Source organism: Sphingobacterium sp. BN32, assembly GCF_030503615.1.
Classification (GTDB): Bacteria; Bacteroidota; Bacteroidia; order Sphingobacteriales; family Sphingobacteriaceae; genus Sphingobacterium.
In genome coordinates this window covers 1,349,104-1,365,192 of sequence record NZ_CP129963.1, presented here as the reverse complement: position 1 = coordinate 1,365,192, position 16,089 = coordinate 1,349,104, and the positions used below count along the sequence as shown (strand labels likewise).

General features: G+C 45.4%; 20 protein-coding genes. All 20 read left to right on the top strand.

Translation table 11 applies throughout. The annotated features are described in order from the left end of the window. Nucleotides 1-10 precede the first annotated feature (10 nt). The 20 genes from QYC40_RS05630 to QYC40_RS05535 all read left to right on the top strand — a co-directional run bounded on the left by QYC40_RS05630 (nt 11) and on the right by QYC40_RS05535 (nt 16,036). A complete protein-coding gene (locus QYC40_RS05630) occupies nt 11-1,441 on the top strand; it encodes an efflux transporter outer membrane subunit (protein WP_301992897.1) in 1,431 nt (476 codons plus the stop codon). Nucleotides 1,442-1,525: 84 nt separating this feature from the next. Beyond that, complete coding sequence (locus tag QYC40_RS05625) at nt 1,526-1,798, top strand: hypothetical protein (RefSeq protein ID WP_301992895.1); 273 nt, start codon at nt 1,526-1,528, stop codon at nt 1,796-1,798. Further along, on the top strand, nt 1,789-2,394 hold the full coding sequence (locus QYC40_RS05620) for a TetR/AcrR family transcriptional regulator (protein ID WP_301992892.1): 606 nt from the start codon (nt 1,789-1,791) through the stop codon (nt 2,392-2,394). Before QYC40_RS05625 ends, QYC40_RS05620 begins: the two co-directional genes overlap by 10 nt. A 233-nt stretch (nt 2,395-2,627) precedes the next feature. Next, nucleotides 2,628-3,821 (top strand): hypothetical protein, encoded by a 1,194-nt coding sequence (locus QYC40_RS05615; RefSeq protein WP_301992891.1) that lies wholly within the window; start codon nt 2,628-2,630, stop codon nt 3,819-3,821. 180 nt (nt 3,822-4,001) lie between these two features. Further along, entirely contained in the window at nt 4,002-4,880 is an 879-nt protein-coding gene (locus tag QYC40_RS05610) for an RteC domain-containing protein (RefSeq protein WP_301992889.1), read from the top strand. A 233-nt stretch (nt 4,881-5,113) separates the two neighbouring features. Further along, complete coding sequence (locus QYC40_RS05605; RefSeq protein ID WP_301992888.1) at nt 5,114-5,317, top strand: hypothetical protein; 204 nt, start codon at nt 5,114-5,116, stop codon at nt 5,315-5,317. 182 nt (nt 5,318-5,499) lie between these two features. Then, a complete protein-coding gene (locus tag QYC40_RS05600; protein ID WP_301992887.1) occupies nt 5,500-5,793 on the top strand; it encodes a hypothetical protein in 294 nt (97 codons plus the stop codon). A 109-nt stretch (nt 5,794-5,902) separates the two neighbouring features. Continuing rightward, nucleotides 5,903-6,178 carry a hypothetical protein gene (locus tag QYC40_RS05595; RefSeq protein ID WP_301992886.1) on the top strand — a complete coding sequence of 92 codons (276 nt, stop codon included), beginning with the start codon at nt 5,903-5,905 and terminating at the stop codon, nt 6,176-6,178. Between the two features lie 321 nt (nt 6,179-6,499). Continuing rightward, nucleotides 6,500-7,054 carry a hypothetical protein gene (locus tag QYC40_RS05590; protein WP_301992885.1) on the top strand — a complete coding sequence of 185 codons (555 nt, stop codon included), beginning with the start codon at nt 6,500-6,502 and terminating at the stop codon, nt 7,052-7,054. Nucleotides 7,055-7,370: 316 nt separating this feature from the next. Then, on the top strand, nt 7,371-8,024 hold the full coding sequence (locus QYC40_RS05585) for a toprim domain-containing protein (protein WP_301992884.1): 654 nt from the start codon (nt 7,371-7,373) through the stop codon (nt 8,022-8,024). Between the two features lie 628 nt (nt 8,025-8,652). Beyond that, complete coding sequence (locus tag QYC40_RS05580; protein ID WP_301992883.1) at nt 8,653-9,702, top strand: DNA cytosine methyltransferase; 1,050 nt, start codon at nt 8,653-8,655, stop codon at nt 9,700-9,702. Then, a complete protein-coding gene (gene mobC, locus QYC40_RS05575; RefSeq protein WP_301992882.1) occupies nt 9,699-10,109 on the top strand; it encodes a plasmid mobilization relaxosome protein MobC in 411 nt (136 codons plus the stop codon). The genes QYC40_RS05580 and mobC overlap by 4 nt, the downstream gene beginning before the upstream one ends. Further along, nucleotides 10,106-11,266, top strand: a complete 1,161-nt coding sequence (locus QYC40_RS05570) for a relaxase/mobilization nuclease domain-containing protein (RefSeq protein ID WP_301992881.1) — start codon at nt 10,106-10,108, stop codon at nt 11,264-11,266. The genes mobC and QYC40_RS05570 overlap by 4 nt, the downstream gene beginning before the upstream one ends. A gap of 38 nt (nt 11,267-11,304) precedes the next feature. Next, nucleotides 11,305-11,940, top strand: coding sequence for a ParA family protein (locus QYC40_RS05565; protein WP_301992879.1), 636 nt, complete (start codon nt 11,305-11,307; stop codon nt 11,938-11,940). Beyond that, nucleotides 11,937-12,284, top strand: a complete 348-nt coding sequence (locus QYC40_RS05560) for a hypothetical protein (protein ID WP_301992878.1) — start codon at nt 11,937-11,939, stop codon at nt 12,282-12,284. The genes QYC40_RS05565 and QYC40_RS05560 overlap by 4 nt, the downstream gene beginning before the upstream one ends. Next, nucleotides 12,281-12,601 carry a hypothetical protein gene (locus QYC40_RS05555; RefSeq protein ID WP_260042810.1) on the top strand — a complete coding sequence of 107 codons (321 nt, stop codon included), beginning with the start codon at nt 12,281-12,283 and terminating at the stop codon, nt 12,599-12,601. The genes QYC40_RS05560 and QYC40_RS05555 overlap by 4 nt, the downstream gene beginning before the upstream one ends. A 7-nt stretch (nt 12,602-12,608) precedes the next feature. Then, nucleotides 12,609-12,914 (top strand): DUF4134 family protein, encoded by a 306-nt coding sequence (locus QYC40_RS05550; RefSeq protein ID WP_301992877.1) that lies wholly within the window; start codon nt 12,609-12,611, stop codon nt 12,912-12,914. 41 nt (nt 12,915-12,955) lie between these two features. Beyond that, the gene (locus QYC40_RS05545) at nt 12,956-13,264 is read left to right on the top strand and encodes a DUF4134 domain-containing protein (protein WP_301992875.1); all 309 of its coding nucleotides are present in this window, start codon (nt 12,956-12,958) and stop codon (nt 13,262-13,264) included. Next, nucleotides 13,261-13,572, top strand: coding sequence for a DUF4133 domain-containing protein (locus QYC40_RS05540; protein WP_301992874.1), 312 nt, complete (start codon nt 13,261-13,263; stop codon nt 13,570-13,572). The genes QYC40_RS05545 and QYC40_RS05540 overlap by 4 nt, the downstream gene beginning before the upstream one ends. Beyond that, a complete protein-coding gene (locus QYC40_RS05535; RefSeq protein ID WP_301992872.1) occupies nt 13,544-16,036 on the top strand; it encodes a TraG family conjugative transposon ATPase in 2,493 nt (830 codons plus the stop codon). The genes QYC40_RS05540 and QYC40_RS05535 overlap by 29 nt, the downstream gene beginning before the upstream one ends. The last annotated feature ends 53 nt before the right edge of the window (nt 16,037-16,089 follow it).

Below are 16,089 nucleotides of genomic sequence, written 5' to 3'. Positions count from 1 at the left end.
ATTTTTTAAAATGGGTTCAGTAAAAAACATAACATATTTATTAGGCGGTTCTCTGTTTATTGCAGTGTCTGTGACTTCCTGTTCTGTGCAGAAGTACCAGCAACCGGAGCTTAGGCTTCCTGACACTTACAGGACGGAATTAGAGCTTTCCGATGATACTTTGAACATTGCACATATTGGTTACAGGGATTTCTTTAAAGACCCGATATTGGTAAATCTTATTGATAAATCCTTAGAACAGAACAATGATTTACAGGTGGCTTTGAAACAGATAGAGTTTGCATCATTAGGGTACAAACAATCTAAATGGGGATATGCACCAGTGGTTGATGCACAGGCTGCAAGCGCCAATATCAACCGTCCGTCTCAAAATAGTATGAACGGACAGTCATTGGGTTATTTTCTTGGACAGAATTATCTGACGGATTATACTACCGCTATCAATCTTTCTTGGGAAGCAGATATTTGGGGCAAGATAAAAGGTGCAAAAGAAGAAGCATTAGCTGACTATCTGCAAACACAGGAAGCTGCTAAAGCCGTTCAGACAAGGTTAATTGCCGAAGTAGTGCAAGGCTACTATAACCTTTTGATGCTTGATAAGCAGTTAGCGATTAGTAAAAGCAACTTGGCTTTTGCTGATAGTACATTAACTATTTTGAATAAACAGTTTGAACTCGGTATAATTAACTCGCTTGCGGTCGAACAGCAACAAATTGCAAGGGAGCAAATATTAAAGAATATTCCGCCGATTGAAGCGTCTATCACTGTACAGGAAAATGCACTAAGCATTCTTGCCGGTTCACTTCCTGATAAAATTGTAAGACAAGCAAATTTGGATAATGTATCTACCCCTGAAAATATTTCAACAGGAATACCTGCCGAAATATTAAGTTATCGACCTGATGTAAAAAAACAGGAATTAGCCTTGCGGAAAAGTATAGCAAGCATTCACGTAGCAAAAGTCAGTATGTACCCTGCTTTAAACATAACGGCACAGGGTGGTTTGAACGCTCTAAAAGCGACAAATTGGTTCAATGTACCGGGATCTCTTTTCGGCCTTGCTACTGGAACAATAGCTCAACCAATCTTGCAAAGTCGCCAGTTAAAAACAAGGTACGAACAGGCAAAAATTGCATCGGAACAAGCAGAGCTTAATTTCAAACAATCTGTATTGCTGGCTTTTGGCGAAGTTTCGGATGCATTGGTTCAAATTGATAAGTTGGAAGAACAAGAAACAATAGCAATCGGATTGGTAGAAAAGGCCGATGTCGTCGTAACTAATTCATTGAAACTATATCAATTCGGCGAAGCGACCTATCTCGATGTTATTTTGGCGCAGTCGAACAAATTACAGGCAGAACTGGATTTGGCTACCGTCAAAACACTTCGGCTGAATGCGATTACCGCATTGTACCGTGCCGTTGGCGGCGGCTGGCAGTAAGAATTATTTTGATTGACCAGCCTTATCCAAAAGGTAATGGCTGGTCATTCTCATGCAACATTGTAAACATACAAATAATTAAAAATGGAAAGTCAATCTAACACACCAGTATTGATGTTGGTTAATCAGTCGGATGACAAACCTGAAAGACTATTCAATGACATAAAATTATGGCATTATTCAAAGTTTATCTTGGTTGATAATGATTTGGAGAGAATAAACCAATTGGCAATCCTGATAGAAAACGAGGGAAAAGACGTAATTATTCTTAAAGATATTGAGGAATTGGAAAAATTGGTCGGAAATAAGGAAATGGGATTTCCCCTTGGAAGGCTTACCATCCAGATATGCAAATGAAAACAAAGGAAAGTCTAACGTCAGATAAATCAGATTTTATTGCAAAGATAATTGAAACATCTATTCGGATTGTAGAGAGCAATGGACTGGAATATTTAAAACTAAGTAATGTAAGCTACGTTACGGGTTATTCCAAAAGTCATATCTATAATTATTTCGGGAACAGATTAGGCATATTGGATATTGTAATCGAACATCTTTTCCTTCAGATGAAAACAGAGATTTTGAACAGTTTGCCCAATAATTTAGGTTTTGCAGAGCTTTTTATTACAATGGTTCATCGTCGAAAGGATTTTATATTGAAAAATAAGGTGCTGGAATCATATTTTAAGCGAAGTGTCAGAGTGACGAAGCAGTTCAAAGACTTTAACAAGAAAATACAAAAAAAAGAAGATATACTTTTTGCTAACATTTCATCCAAGTATTACGAAACGGACAAAAATATGATGACCTATATCGGACTGGACTTTTGGCAAATATGGACATTGGTGTTACCCCTTGATTTAAGGAATAAATTTTTACTATCACAGGATAACAAAGAAACAGAACAAAAGATGCGTTCGATATTTAATGTCAATCAAGGGGTATCCTTTTAAAAAATAACCTGTCGACTAATTTTTAAGCTAATGCCACGACGATTACAAAAGTTAGAGATAGGTTAACAAATCTTGTTGACTTTTTCATTGGTTAATGGCAAGTATAAGTTAAAACGATACACAATACATTAACGATTTGCTACCACTGCATCACGTTAGGCTTATTATAATATTTAGATAATACAAAAGAGGTGAAATTCTTATTAAATACACCTCTCAATACGGGCATCTATATGGAATATAACAAATACCCATTAGAATGGTTAGATTTATTAATAACAGTTACCCTCAATCCGTCAAATACGGATGTTTCTGTCATAACCCAAGAACAGGCAGAGCATATCGAAAGCCATTTGAAGGAAGAAATCTTGCGTTTGCAGTCGCTTATAAAAGGTCAAGTGTTTTCCATTAATAAAGAAAACGAAATAGACCTGCTCATAAAACAATACCATGCTTCTCTAATCGCTTTACTTGACCAGACTATCAAGAACCAGCGACTAACAGCACATAAAAAAAAATTAATTCAGAATTTAAACAAAGCAATCCTTGCAAATCTGGACGAGCTTTTCTCCTTTTTGGAAACACGTTTTTCAAAATATATCAGTCTCGACGAGCGGGTGCCTGCTACGTATTTTGACGTAACCAAGCACGAGCTGAAAATTAAAGTGGATAGGTTGTGGAAGTACGCAGAAGATAATCAGGTTGCGAAACTATTGCTCAAAAGGTTGACACATTTTGTAACGGCATCCACATACCCTTATGAATTGACTTTTAGAGTTGTATTGTATTTGCGTGAACTAATAAACGGACTGGAAGAAATCGACTGGATACGCAATGACAGAGAGGATTTTTCCCAATTGGAACAATTACTGATATACATGAATTTCAACAGCAAAAAATTCATGAACATACTTACCGACCGTCTTGCAAAAGAAGTCAATCGCTATGAACAGCCTGTAGAAAGAATGGATAAACTATTGTACTTTTATAAGGCTTATAACCAATTGCACCGCAAACCGGACACGAAACTAAATCCTAAATATCGGGATTTGGACACGGTAATCAACAACTGGTTTTCGCAGGAGATAGTTTATCTGGAAAAGAAGTTGAGATTGACCGTGATACCATTGCAGGGTAATACACACATGACATCGAATAACAGAACGACACCAATACAAAAAGTCCTTTGTGTACTTTCGACCGATCAAATGGCGTTGATACTACGAGCAACGGATGACCTAAGGATTATCCACGCTAAATCACTTACCGAGGTTTTCAGAACCATAGCACCACATCTATCCACCCCCTATAAAGAGGATATTTCTCATGAAGCAATGAGAAGCAAGTCATATAACCCCGAAGAAAGAGACAGACAGATCGCCATCGAAACGTTGGAACGGATCATACAGAGGATCAGAGAATATTAGCCTAAACAACCCAAGCCTTAATCCCTGCTCCAAATTCGGATTAAAAATAGCCAAACAGCCACGGGAACGGAAAGGAACGGATAATCCGTCCTTGTAACAGCCTTTGTTTCACCCGACTTTCGTACTACTATACAAATTTTTAGATGGATAGCACTATGTGGAATTATAGACTTTGTGGTTATGAAAGAGGCGTCAATCGAAAATCTTTATTCCGGTATGTTGGAGCAATTGGGATATATCAATGGATCGATCAGGGAATCCGTACAGAACCTCAATGAATCACTTTCCTGTATCGCCGACACGATCAACGAATTAAGGGAGCGTATAAGGCGCCACCCATTCGAGGATGAAACGGACGAAATCAACTTTTTCAAATATACCAAGCCCCGTTTCTCCGCGTGGCAAACCTATGTCGTGGAGTTGCACAAGATCCTGTGCTCGGTTCCCGTCGGTACCGACCAGATGGTAAGGGATTATTATATGGAGGAAATCGGCGTAGTGAACCGCTTCTTTCGTTTGCATGCTTTTCATTATCAATACTATGTTACGGACGAACACAGCAAAGACAAACAATTTTTTCTTCGCCGTAACAGATCGTTATTTCCCCCAGGGCGGGAGCTCCTGCCCGACAACCCCGAATTTTCCACCGATCTCGATCATCTTTTCGGCGTGTTCCGAGCATATGAGATGCTCCGAGACTTTTTAATAGGGCGAATCCGGCTATTATACCAAGAACCCGATAATGTATTCATGAGAGAAATAATGCAAGACCGAAAACGATGGTGGTCGGGTACCAAAATGGAGCTGGTGGAATTTGCCTATGGTATCTATTTTACGCGACGTGTCAATGGAGGAAAGGCCGATATTTCGGATATAATCGCATGGTTGGAAGAAAGTTTTAACGAAGATTTGGCACAGGCTTACCGTATGTTTGTCGATATAACCCGCCGCAAGACCATTAGTCACACCAAATATCTCGATGAGATGCGCGGTGCCATTCATAGACATATCGAAGAATCCTTGAAATACAAACCCCAAAAAAGACGCCCAAAAAATTGAGCGATCAACCGAATATCCATTATATCCAAAGAAAAAAATAATCTTTACCAATATACCCATCTTGTTAAAGGGTTTGACCCATGCCATCCCGAAAACCCCATAAAATCCATATAGCGGACAAAATACGCTATTTATACCCCAATCCACAGATAATCCCCCGTCCTAACCCCAATTACCTACCTAAAATCCCCCTTACAAAACGTAAAAAATCCCACCGAAAAAAATCGATACCAATGCGCCCATATTGGGAAAGCTCCGTCTGCCCACTCGCCAATTTTGACCCCAGTAAGGACAAGTTCTTTGACATTGGGGGAAGAAGCATTTCCGGTGAAGAACCGGAAATTATTGTGCAGTCGGGCAGTATTATCGCCGCATACGTGTATGCAGGGAGTACCGCTCCGATGAACCATAGGCAGCCGGTTTCGGCGGGTATGTAGGTACCCACGTGAGTATTCCCGAACAGCAGTAATATATCGAGTGTCCGCTCGCGTAGTGATACGTTATTGACTTTACAGCAAAATGAAAGACATTCATTGACCAAGAAATATAATATACGGAGGGGGCAAAATGTCCCCTCTTATTTTACAAACGACCATTCAGAAACCAGTACCATAAAATTATGCCAACACGGACAAACAACCTTTCGAGCAAGGAACTGGCGACACTGTTAAAAAATGCAGTCCAAGAGGGGGCTGATAATGCCATAAAAAAAGAACAACCTATCCCCGATAAACTGACCAAAGCCACAGCTTACCGTCTTTACGGTCGAAGCAATGTTGACAGATGGTTACGGGAGGGGCTGATCTCCACTCATACAGATGACAGCTCCCAGACTTTCCTTGACAGATCGGAACTTGAAACCGTTTCGGGTTCAAGCAACCGAATTACCTACCTGCCCGTAACGGACAGATAGACCGACCAGCCGACAAGAGCGGATCATTACAGGCTCGTTACCTGTTGTCGGTTCCAATGGAGTAACTCCAAACTCCCTTTATCAGTAAACCATCAAACCCCAAGAAGCTATGCACATACTATTGACACCGCTGCAATTGCAGACATTGCTTTCTTATGCCGCCGAAATGGGCGCAAAACTGGCCCTGTCCAAAACCGGACACATCCGGCCATACCTCAAAAAATCAGAAGCATTCAAGCGGTACGGACGAAAGAACGTTGAGCATTGGATCGGTCTGGGGCTGATTTCCCCGCGCAAGGACGGCGACTATTCCGCCGCTTGGCGCATCGACCGCATGGAGATCGAAGCCGTGAGCAAATCCCGTGAAGCCATGCGCTACCTGTAAAAACCTATCCACCACATCAAAAACATTTTTCTCATGACATCTTACAAAAGCAACACACCGCACGATGAGCCGTTGACCATCGTCACCCTGCTCAAAGCATTAGGGCATGAACCCGTATCAACGGGTGACGATGAATTTCAGTGCGCAAGCGTATTCGGAAACAGAACCAACAACAAAATAGTCCTGACGGTCAATAACCAATTGAATACTTGGTTTGACAGCTCACTTGGACTACTTGGCAAAGGTGGTAACCTTATGGACTTTGCCCGTACCTATTGGCCCGATCTATCCGCCGAACAGATCGAAGAAAAACTTCGGCGCATGCAACACCAATCAGCTAAAAAAGATAGACCCCTGCGGAAGCGCAAAGCGACCAAGATACCCCATTATCAGGTCGACCGTACCGGCCCATTGGGCTACAATAATGAGATTACCGATTTTCTGATGGAAAGCGGCCTTTGGGAACTTGCCGATCTGAACATCCGAGAAGTCTATTATTATGTAACCGACCAAAAGGGCAACCGCAAAGATTTTTGTGCCGCAGGTTGGATGAACGAAAATGGCGGTTGGGAAGTACGCGCCCAAAATTATACGGGCTGTATCGGTACAAAGGGAATGACCTTTATTTCGGCAAGTGAAACCGCGCTTACCATATTCCCCGAATATGTGGACTATCTGAAAAGACGGAACGACCAACACCTGCACTACGCATCGGTACTGATAATGAACCATCCCGAATTTGTGTCCGCCGCGCTGAAACGTGCCAGCCATTTTGAAAAGGTACTGCTCTATATCGATGAAACGAGAGACGGGTACCAATTGGCGACGGAAGCATTCACCCAAAAACTACCAAACACAGAAGTTATACCCCTTTAGTTTCCAACCCCTGCTTATGTCAAAATATGTAAACGTGGACGATCTGCGGGAAATCCCGATCTCGGACTTCCTGGCCCGGCTCGGCCACCATCCGGTGCGGAAATCCGGCAAGGAACTCTTTTACCACAGTATGCTACGGGAAACCAAGCAAGATACGCCATCCCTCACGGTATGGGATGAGGGAGGAAAATGGATCGACCGGGGTGGCCCGAACTCGACGGGCATACAGGGCGGTAGTATCGTCCAGCTCGGCCTTGCATATTGGCCCCAATTTTCCTTTGTCGAGGTACTGAACAAGATAAAGGAGACCTGCGATATGCAGGTCTCCACGATACCCGCTTATAAACCTGTCAAACCACCAACGGAACAAGAGCAGAAAGGATACACCTTTGAACTCGTGCGTACACAGCCAGTCGGCAGAAATTTTGTCCTGACCAAATATCTTGAAGAACGTGGGATATTGGACGTTGCACATGGACACCTGCACGAAATCTATTACAGAAACCGTCTTGACAACGAAAATAAAAGCATTTTCTACGCCATTGGCTGGAAGAACGATCAGGACAATTGGGAGTTTACCAATGCCAAAGGTTTCAAGAGCAGTATCGGCAAGAAAGGTATATCCGTGATCCCTGGCAATCCAGACCGGGCCGTTCTCTTTGAGGGTTATATGGACTACCTAAGCTGGCTTAACGTGAACCGTCCAGATCCTACTCCTACCGCCATTGTCCTAAATTCCATTGTCCAATTGAAGAATGCCATCGAACGGGTCAAGGGCATTCCCGTTGTGGACGTGTATTTCGACAATGACGATCCCGGCCGCAGCTGTACCCAAAGACTGATCGAAGCCGTACCACAGGCCAAAGACCGTTCGGGTGTTTATCAGGGATACAAGGATTACAACGATATGCTAAGGGCAGCCCTAAATGAGCAGGAATTACAGGACCAACGGGCGGGCCCCAAGCGTTAATTTTTTGAGGGGGTCGAAATCGGTTATTCAGCTATATAGATAACTGGATATTGGTATATACCGATAGCTATCTATATAGCCATACCGATATACAGATATTCATATATCCCGATATTTCGACAGACAGCTATGCAGATAGCAATACATATAGATATACATATATCGCGATATAGGTATATCCTGATAGGTAGCGATATGGATATATGTATATCCACATATCCATATATATAGAATTCAGATAACTGCACATGCCGATATACAGCTATCCAAATATATAGCTATCCCGATAGCTGTATATATGGATATATGACCGATCTAAACGATGTTTATCAATCGGCCATCCCCAAATCTATATGTGAAAAACATCCCCAAAACCCACTTTTTTGCCCCTTGCGGTATAACCCCTGTTTTTTGTTTTGTATTGTGCAAGTTGTGTTTTTGTACGTACGGCTCTCGTACCTCGACCCCGTACCCACAAAAACCGAACTTGCCCGGAAGCCACCCAATCCCTGCGGGAACGGGAAGCATCCAGGTAGGAAAAAGGTCGCAACTCCCTTTTTCTCCTGCAAAGCGAACCATAGCCGCCACGAAGAGGCGGAACATCCATGAACCCTTAAAAAACATCACCATGTTAAGACACGGTAGCCTATTCAGTGGCATCGGCGGGTTTGACATCGCCGCCTCATGGATGGGATGGCAAAACGTTTTCTCCTGCAAGAAAGACCCGTTCTGCCGAACCGTCCTCAAACATTACTGGCCAAATACAACACACTATGAAGACATCTACAACTTTCAGGCAACTCACTTTCGAGGACACATCGACATCATCAGCGGCGGGTTCCCCTGCCAGCCGTTCAGCCAATCCGGACGGAGAAAGGGGGCGAAAGATGACCGTTACCTCTTCCCGGAGACTATCCGAATTATTAAGGAAGCACGGCCTGAGTGGATCGTTCTTGAAAACGTTACTGGACTGTTCACCATTCTCGAACCCGATAGTCTTTCTGAAATGGAAATCAAAGCGATTGAGCTTTTTTGTCAGGACGGTGAACAACCTGCAACAAGTACCATTATCCGACTCCAGCGACGGGTCATCGGAAACATCATTTCAGAAATTGGGTCAGCAGGATATGTACTTCCGAAACTCGAAGACGGCACACCAGTCATTCTGTGTATTCCGGCTGCTGCCGTTGGCGCTCCACACCAACGGGATCGGGTTTGGTTTGTTGCCCACACCGACCGCCACCGAGATAAGCAACATAAAAACAACGATGGAACAGGCACAGGACAGGCGACGCCTAAAGGACAGGAAGAACGAGCGGGGCAACGGCGGCCAAGTCTCCCTAACGGATTTTCTGGTGTACCATACACTGATCTCCCTCTGGACACCGACCGAGGAAATAGCCGAGCGGATGCCCAACGAAATACAGAAACGTTTGCTGAAAGTGCTGCCGACAGCGGAGCAGATCGATGGAACGATATTCCCCTATGGGCGGGATGGCCAAGTGAACCCCCGTTTTGTAGCAGAGATGATGGGCTTTCCGAAAGACTGGACGGAGTTACCTTTCCGACGTGGCGAGCCGAAAGCATAAAAGCCTACGGCAACGCCATCGTTCCGCAGGTTGCCCTTGAAATTTTTAGGGCAATACAATCTGTCACCTTGAACCATAAAGCACCATGAAGAATAGAAAAGGAAATCTAAAAACCGTCGCTCATGAACAGCGTACCCGACGCTTTGAACTCCGGTTGAGCGAAGCGGAACGTGCGCAGTTTCTTGATCTTGAAAACGCACTTGGCCTGAGCCGTGCGGACATCGTGCGTGTCCGTGTGCTCCAACATTCCAAAAAGATGCTGGTCAATACCACCGAAATCATGAAACTGTTGGACAGTATCGGTGCGGAGATCGGCCGGTCGGGCAACAATATCAACCAATTGGCGAAGCACGCCAATACCTTGCAACAACAGGGAATGCTACACTCCAACCTGATCCGTGACCTTACCCCATTGCTTACCGAATACATCGGATTGCAACGGAAGTTGGAACAGTCTATCCGGCAGCTCATCAGACTTATAAGGGGGCAGACATGATCGTCAAGATACTGAAACCGTCCGCCACGTTCAAGGGGGTGCGTTACAATACGAACAAAGTGGACAAAGACAAGGGCGAACTGATGAAAGTGGCAAATTTCGGTGCCTTGCAGGCCCTGCAAAATCTCCGCCCAAAGGATTACGTCAATTATCTCGAAGCCCAATCCGCAGCCAGCAGCAGGACGAAGTACCCGCAGCTCCATGCGGTCATTTCCTGCAAAGGGCGCTCCCATAGCAAGCAGGAACTTACAGCCATTGCCGAACAATGGTTGAACGGTATGGGTTACGGTCAGCAACCTTACCTCTTGGTATTCCATAAGGACACAGCGAACAACCATATCCATATCGTTTCTACACGGGTCGACCGAGACGGCAAAAAGATAAACGACAGCTTCGAGAAAATCCGTGCCTATGAAGTAGTGAACCGTATCGTCGGCGTGGACGAAAAACAAGAAATCGACAAGAATATCGAAAAAGCATTGAGATATGGTTTCTCCACACGCGCCCAATTTATGATGCTCCTTGAAGCACGAGGATATTCCCTTAAACTGTCCGATGGGGTATATCAGATCAGCCGTTATGGCAAAAGACGAGGCACGGTCTCTTTGGAACAGGTGGACGCCAAAATCGGCACTTTTGACAAAGACATCGATCGGTTAGCACAGCTCCGGGCAGTTTTTGTCAAGTACCGTAACCAGTACGATCCGGCGGTCATCCATGTTCCTGCCCCACTTCCCGGTAGTAGGCCGTCCGCACCATCCGGCTATACGTCGTCAATGGCACAGATGCTTTCGGAGAAATTCGGGGTACAGATCATATTCCACGGCAAGGATGGAAAACCGCCATACGGTTATACGCTCATTGACCATTCGAGGAAAATGGTCTATAAAGGCAAAGACCTCATGCCATTGGTGGAATTTATCGCACCATCGCAAGACACACCCGAAATATCAGCCAAAGCGGACAGAACTGAACCGACCGAAAAAGAACGGAAACCGCTATACGAAGAAACCGCCACCTATACCGATCATCTACAGGGAACATCGGAGCAATGGATGCCAAATATCCAGATCGACATTGCCGATGACATCGACGACGAGGCCATCCACGGGCGTAACCGGAGACGTAAGCGCAAGGCACGGACGAATACCCGTTGACACCCCTTTATCAACAACACCATTAAACCCAATGCACTATGCTCATATTAATAGGAAACCAAAAGGGCGGAGCAGGGAAAAGCACACTCACCCTGCTGCTCGCCAACTACCTGACCCAGCAACAAGAACGGCGGGTTACGGTACTCGATATGGACTATCAGCAATCACTTTCCGCCAAAGCGGAGAAAGGAAAGATTCTGGAAAATGAACCGCTTTACGAAATCGTACCTGCCGACCTCAGCCATTTTCCGGCAATGCAACGGAAGTTAGGGAAATCACGGAATGAAATCGTACTGATAGACCTGCCCGGCAAGATGGACGACGACGGGCTGATTCCCATATTTGCCGCTGCCGATACGGTAATCTGTCCGTTTGCCTTTGACGAATTTTCCGTGGATTCCACATTGCTGTTTGCAATGGTCATCGGCAGGATCAACAAGCGGGCGCCCCTGATTTTCGTGCCGAACCGTATCAAGAATACCGTCAAGTACGAAACCCGAACAGAAGTCGAAAGGGTACTTCGCGGTTTCGGTACGGTCGCACCCGGTCTACCGGATCGCATCGACTTCCAACGGGTAAATACGTTCCAGACACCGATCATATTATATCCCGTTATCCTGCCACTCTTAGACCTGATCTATGAACAATATATTGCTAAGGAGGAACCATCATGAGCGGAATAAAAAGCCTTGCCGACGAGCTTCGGGATTCCATGCGGAAAGGGAAACCACCACAGGCAAAAGAAATTCCCCCTGCAGAGCAAACAAAGGACACACCAAAGAAAAAAACGGAAACGCTGGAACGCCTGTTTGAAAATGTACTAAACCATGAACTGACCGGACGTGAAAAGTTGCTGATCCGTTTGGACGACAAGACTCTTTTCCTGCTGAAACAACTAAAAGTTGCCAAAGGTATCGACATGAACAAGATCATATCTTACAGTCTGCACCTGTTCCTAAAAAGCCATCCCGAACTTACCCGATACATCAAAGAACACATTAAAACCCTTGATCTATGAACTGGACACAATTCCTGCTCGGCGTTGCCGCCATCTATGGCATTTATTATGCCCTAAACGTACTGTATGACCTGTTTATCCACAGCCGCGCCCCACAGGCAGCCGATGGAGGAAACGAATTGACATTTGATGAAGATTCGCCGCCCGAAAGGGTCATTCCCAAGCCAACCCAAAAAGAACATGAACCCACGGCAAAAGAGGGAAAGGCCGTTATCTCGTCCGGTCCACTGCAATCCACGGGAGGCATAAACCTAAAGCAACTCGTATCGCTCATGCAAAACGACGTGGTCGAGTACAGCAAAGCCATTCCTTACTAAATCCATCATGAGATCAATCCGTTTTGTGACAGTATTCTTTGCTGTCATTTTTTTTGCCCTTTGCGCCACCGCCCAGCCCGGCCTTGACGAGTTTTATAAGGTCAGTGGAGAAGTCAACCGCTTTTATTTCAGTTTCTCCGACCTTGCACTTGTCATCGGTGCCGTATGCGGGCTGCTCGGTGGATTGCGGGTGTACAGCAATTGGCAGTCTGGCAAACACCATATTGATGCGCAGGTCATGGGTTGGTTCTTTTCCTGCCTGTTCCTGTCGCTTGTCGGTGCCGCACTAAAGGCGCTTTTCGGGGTACACTAACAACCCAATCATTTTTCATTCACTTTTTATCCATTTTCTCTATGACAGTAAACACTAAAAAACTGTTTGCAATGGCTGCGCTTTGCCTTTCCGGAGCCAAATCAACATTCGCACAGGGCGGTACCGTAGGTATCGATGCCGCCACATCTTCACTAACCAGCTACGTAGACCCCATTTCGACGCTCATTCTGGCTATCGGCGCGGTCGTCGGGCTGATCGGGGGAATACGGGTGTACATCAAGTGGAACAGCGGAGATCAGGACATCAACAAGGAGTTGATGTCGTGGGGAGGTTCCTGCCTGTTCCTTGTCTTGGTAAGTGTGGTCATAAAAGCCTTTTTCGGCGTATGACACAAGAGCGTTATCCGATCTATAAGGGGCTGCAAAAGCCCCTTATCTACCGTGGTTTCAAAGGCAAGTTTATCTATTGGGGCATAGGCTCCCTTATCGGTGGTCTGGCCATCGGTGGACTTATCGGTGCATTGTCCAACCTGTTCCTGGGCGGTTTCGCAACCCTTGCCCTGATGGGTGCAGGACTTGCCTACACATTCATGAAACAAGGTAACGGTCTCCATGACAAAACCCGCCACCGTGGCGTGTTCATACATCCTATCCATTTATCGATCAGCTATGAAAACAGAGAGAAAGACAGCCTTTGAAATGCCCTATGTGGGCATAGACCATTATCAGGGGGTGCCCATACTGTACGGTGACCGTGGTGATTTTTCAGTCGTTATGCGGCTGACCAATCCCGTCTTACAGTATGATGCCGATCCCGAAGCCTACACCGTTTTCCAGCAGGTATTGCTCGGTGCCGTCAAAATACTTGGCGAGGGGCATATCATCCAAAAACAGGATGTATTTATCAGGCGAAAGTACAGGGCCGAACCCGCATCCGAATTTCTGCAACAGAAATACCAGGAACACTTTGACGGACGGGAGTACACCGAGATCAGAACCTACCTGACCATCACCCGCCAAATCAAAAAGGGTGCTTTCTATACATACGACAGACGAGTACTTGTGAATTTCGGACAGAACATGGCCAAAGTGTTCGACCTGCTCACGGGTGCAGGACTTTCGCCCTCATACCTTACGGAAGCCGAAATAAACCGCTTTGTAAACAGGGTGCTCGGAATGGAGTTTGAGAACCCTAATATCGCATTGGACAATCTTCGCTGCGGAGAACGTGAGTTGCTGATAGGTGAAAGGGCAATCCGGTGTATCAGTATCATCAACACCGATTCGGTTGACCTGCCAGAAAAGGTCGGGGCATTTACTTCCCGGACAGAAACGAGTGGGATGCGGGATTTCCCGGTGGACAACCTATTTTTCCTGCACCAAGTTCCCGGTTATAAGACCATTATCTATAACCAGCTATTGGAAATTCCAAACCAACAGATCACATTGGGAAAACTTGAAGTTAAGCGCAAAAGGCATTCGAGCGTACCCGATCCGGCAAACCTCATGTGCGTGGAGGACATCGACCGTTTATTGGTGGACGTGGCCCGTGACAACCAGCTATTGGTAAATGCCCATTATTCCATGATCGTATGTGCCGATATGGACAAGATCGACAAAACGGCCAATTTTATCGAAGCCGCACTTTTCCAGCAGGGAATTATTCCCTCACGCAATGCCTACAACCAATTGGAACTGTTCCGATGCGCTTTGCCGGGCAATGGCGTGGAACTGAAAAAATACGATTGGTTCCTGACCACCGCCGATGCCGCTCTTTGTTTCTTTTTTAGGGAAACACTGCCAAGTGACGAAAAATCGGATTTTCTGATCCGGTTCACGGACAGGCAGGGCATACCCGTAGGCATTGATCCTGCCGACCTGCCGATGCGTACCAACCGTATCAATAACCGGAACAAGTTTGTATTGGGCCCATCCGGTTCGGGCAAGAGTTTTTTTATGAATGCCCTCGTACAGCAATACATGCTGTACAACATGGATGTGGTCATCGTTGATACGGGGCATTCCTATTCAGGCTTATGTGCCTACTTTGGGGGCAGGTACATTACTTGGTCGGACACAAAACCGATCACCATGAACCCTTTTGCCATTGGAGAAGACGAATACAATATCGAGAAAAAGGATTTTTTGGTCACGTTGGTGTGCCTGCTCTGGAAAGGTGCGGACGGAACGGTCTCACCCGTAGAACGTGACGTGATCTCCAATGTTATTTCAGCCTATTATGCTGACTGTTTTGGCGAGAAAACAAACAATATCGATAAACTGGATTTCAATTCGTTCTATGAATTTGCCCTGCACAAGATACCGCAGATAAAAAGTGAGGAAAGGATACCGTTCGACCTCGACGAGTTCCGCTATGTGCTGAAAAAATTCTACCGCGGTGGAGAGTTTGATGCCATATTGAACGAAGCCGCCGATTCGTCACTCTTTTCAGAACGGTTCATTGTGTTTGAAATCGATGCGGTCAAGGAAAATCGAATATTATTCCCCATTGTGACACTGGTGATTATGGATGTTTTCATCCAAAAGATGCGCCACAGGAAAGATCAGAGGAAAGCGTTGATTATCGAGGAAGCATGGAAAGCTATAGCTTCTCCTTTAATGGGTTCCTATATCCTGTATCTCTATAAAACGGTACGGAAGTTTTGGGGTGAGGCCATCGTGGTCACGCAGGAACTAGGCGACATCATCGGCAATGCCGTGGTCAAGGACAGTATCCTAAATAATTCCGATACCGTGTGTCTCCTTGACCAGAGCAAGTTTATGGAGAACTATACCGAAATCGCCAAACTTCTTGCTATAACCGAAACGGAACGGAAGAAAATCTTCACAATCGGCAAATTGGACAATACCGCTGACCGTTCCCGGTTCAAAGAGGTTTATATCCGACGTGGCTCGACCGGGGAAGTGTTCGGCGTGGAAGTAAGCATTTTCCAATATCTCGCATTTACCACCGAAAAGCCCGAAAAGAGTGCCGTGGAAACCTATGCAAAACACTTTGGGAATTACCAATCGGGATTGGAAGCATTTGTTTCCGATTTGGGGAAAAGTGGGCTTGCGTTGGACACTTTTGTTCGGCGGGTAAACCAGACAAATGCACCGATTGAAATAGCAAGAGAATACTTTAAACCAGATTTTACATGAAACGATTTATTGCAATAGCGATCCTGTCCTTTGCCGTATTTTATGCGAGAGGC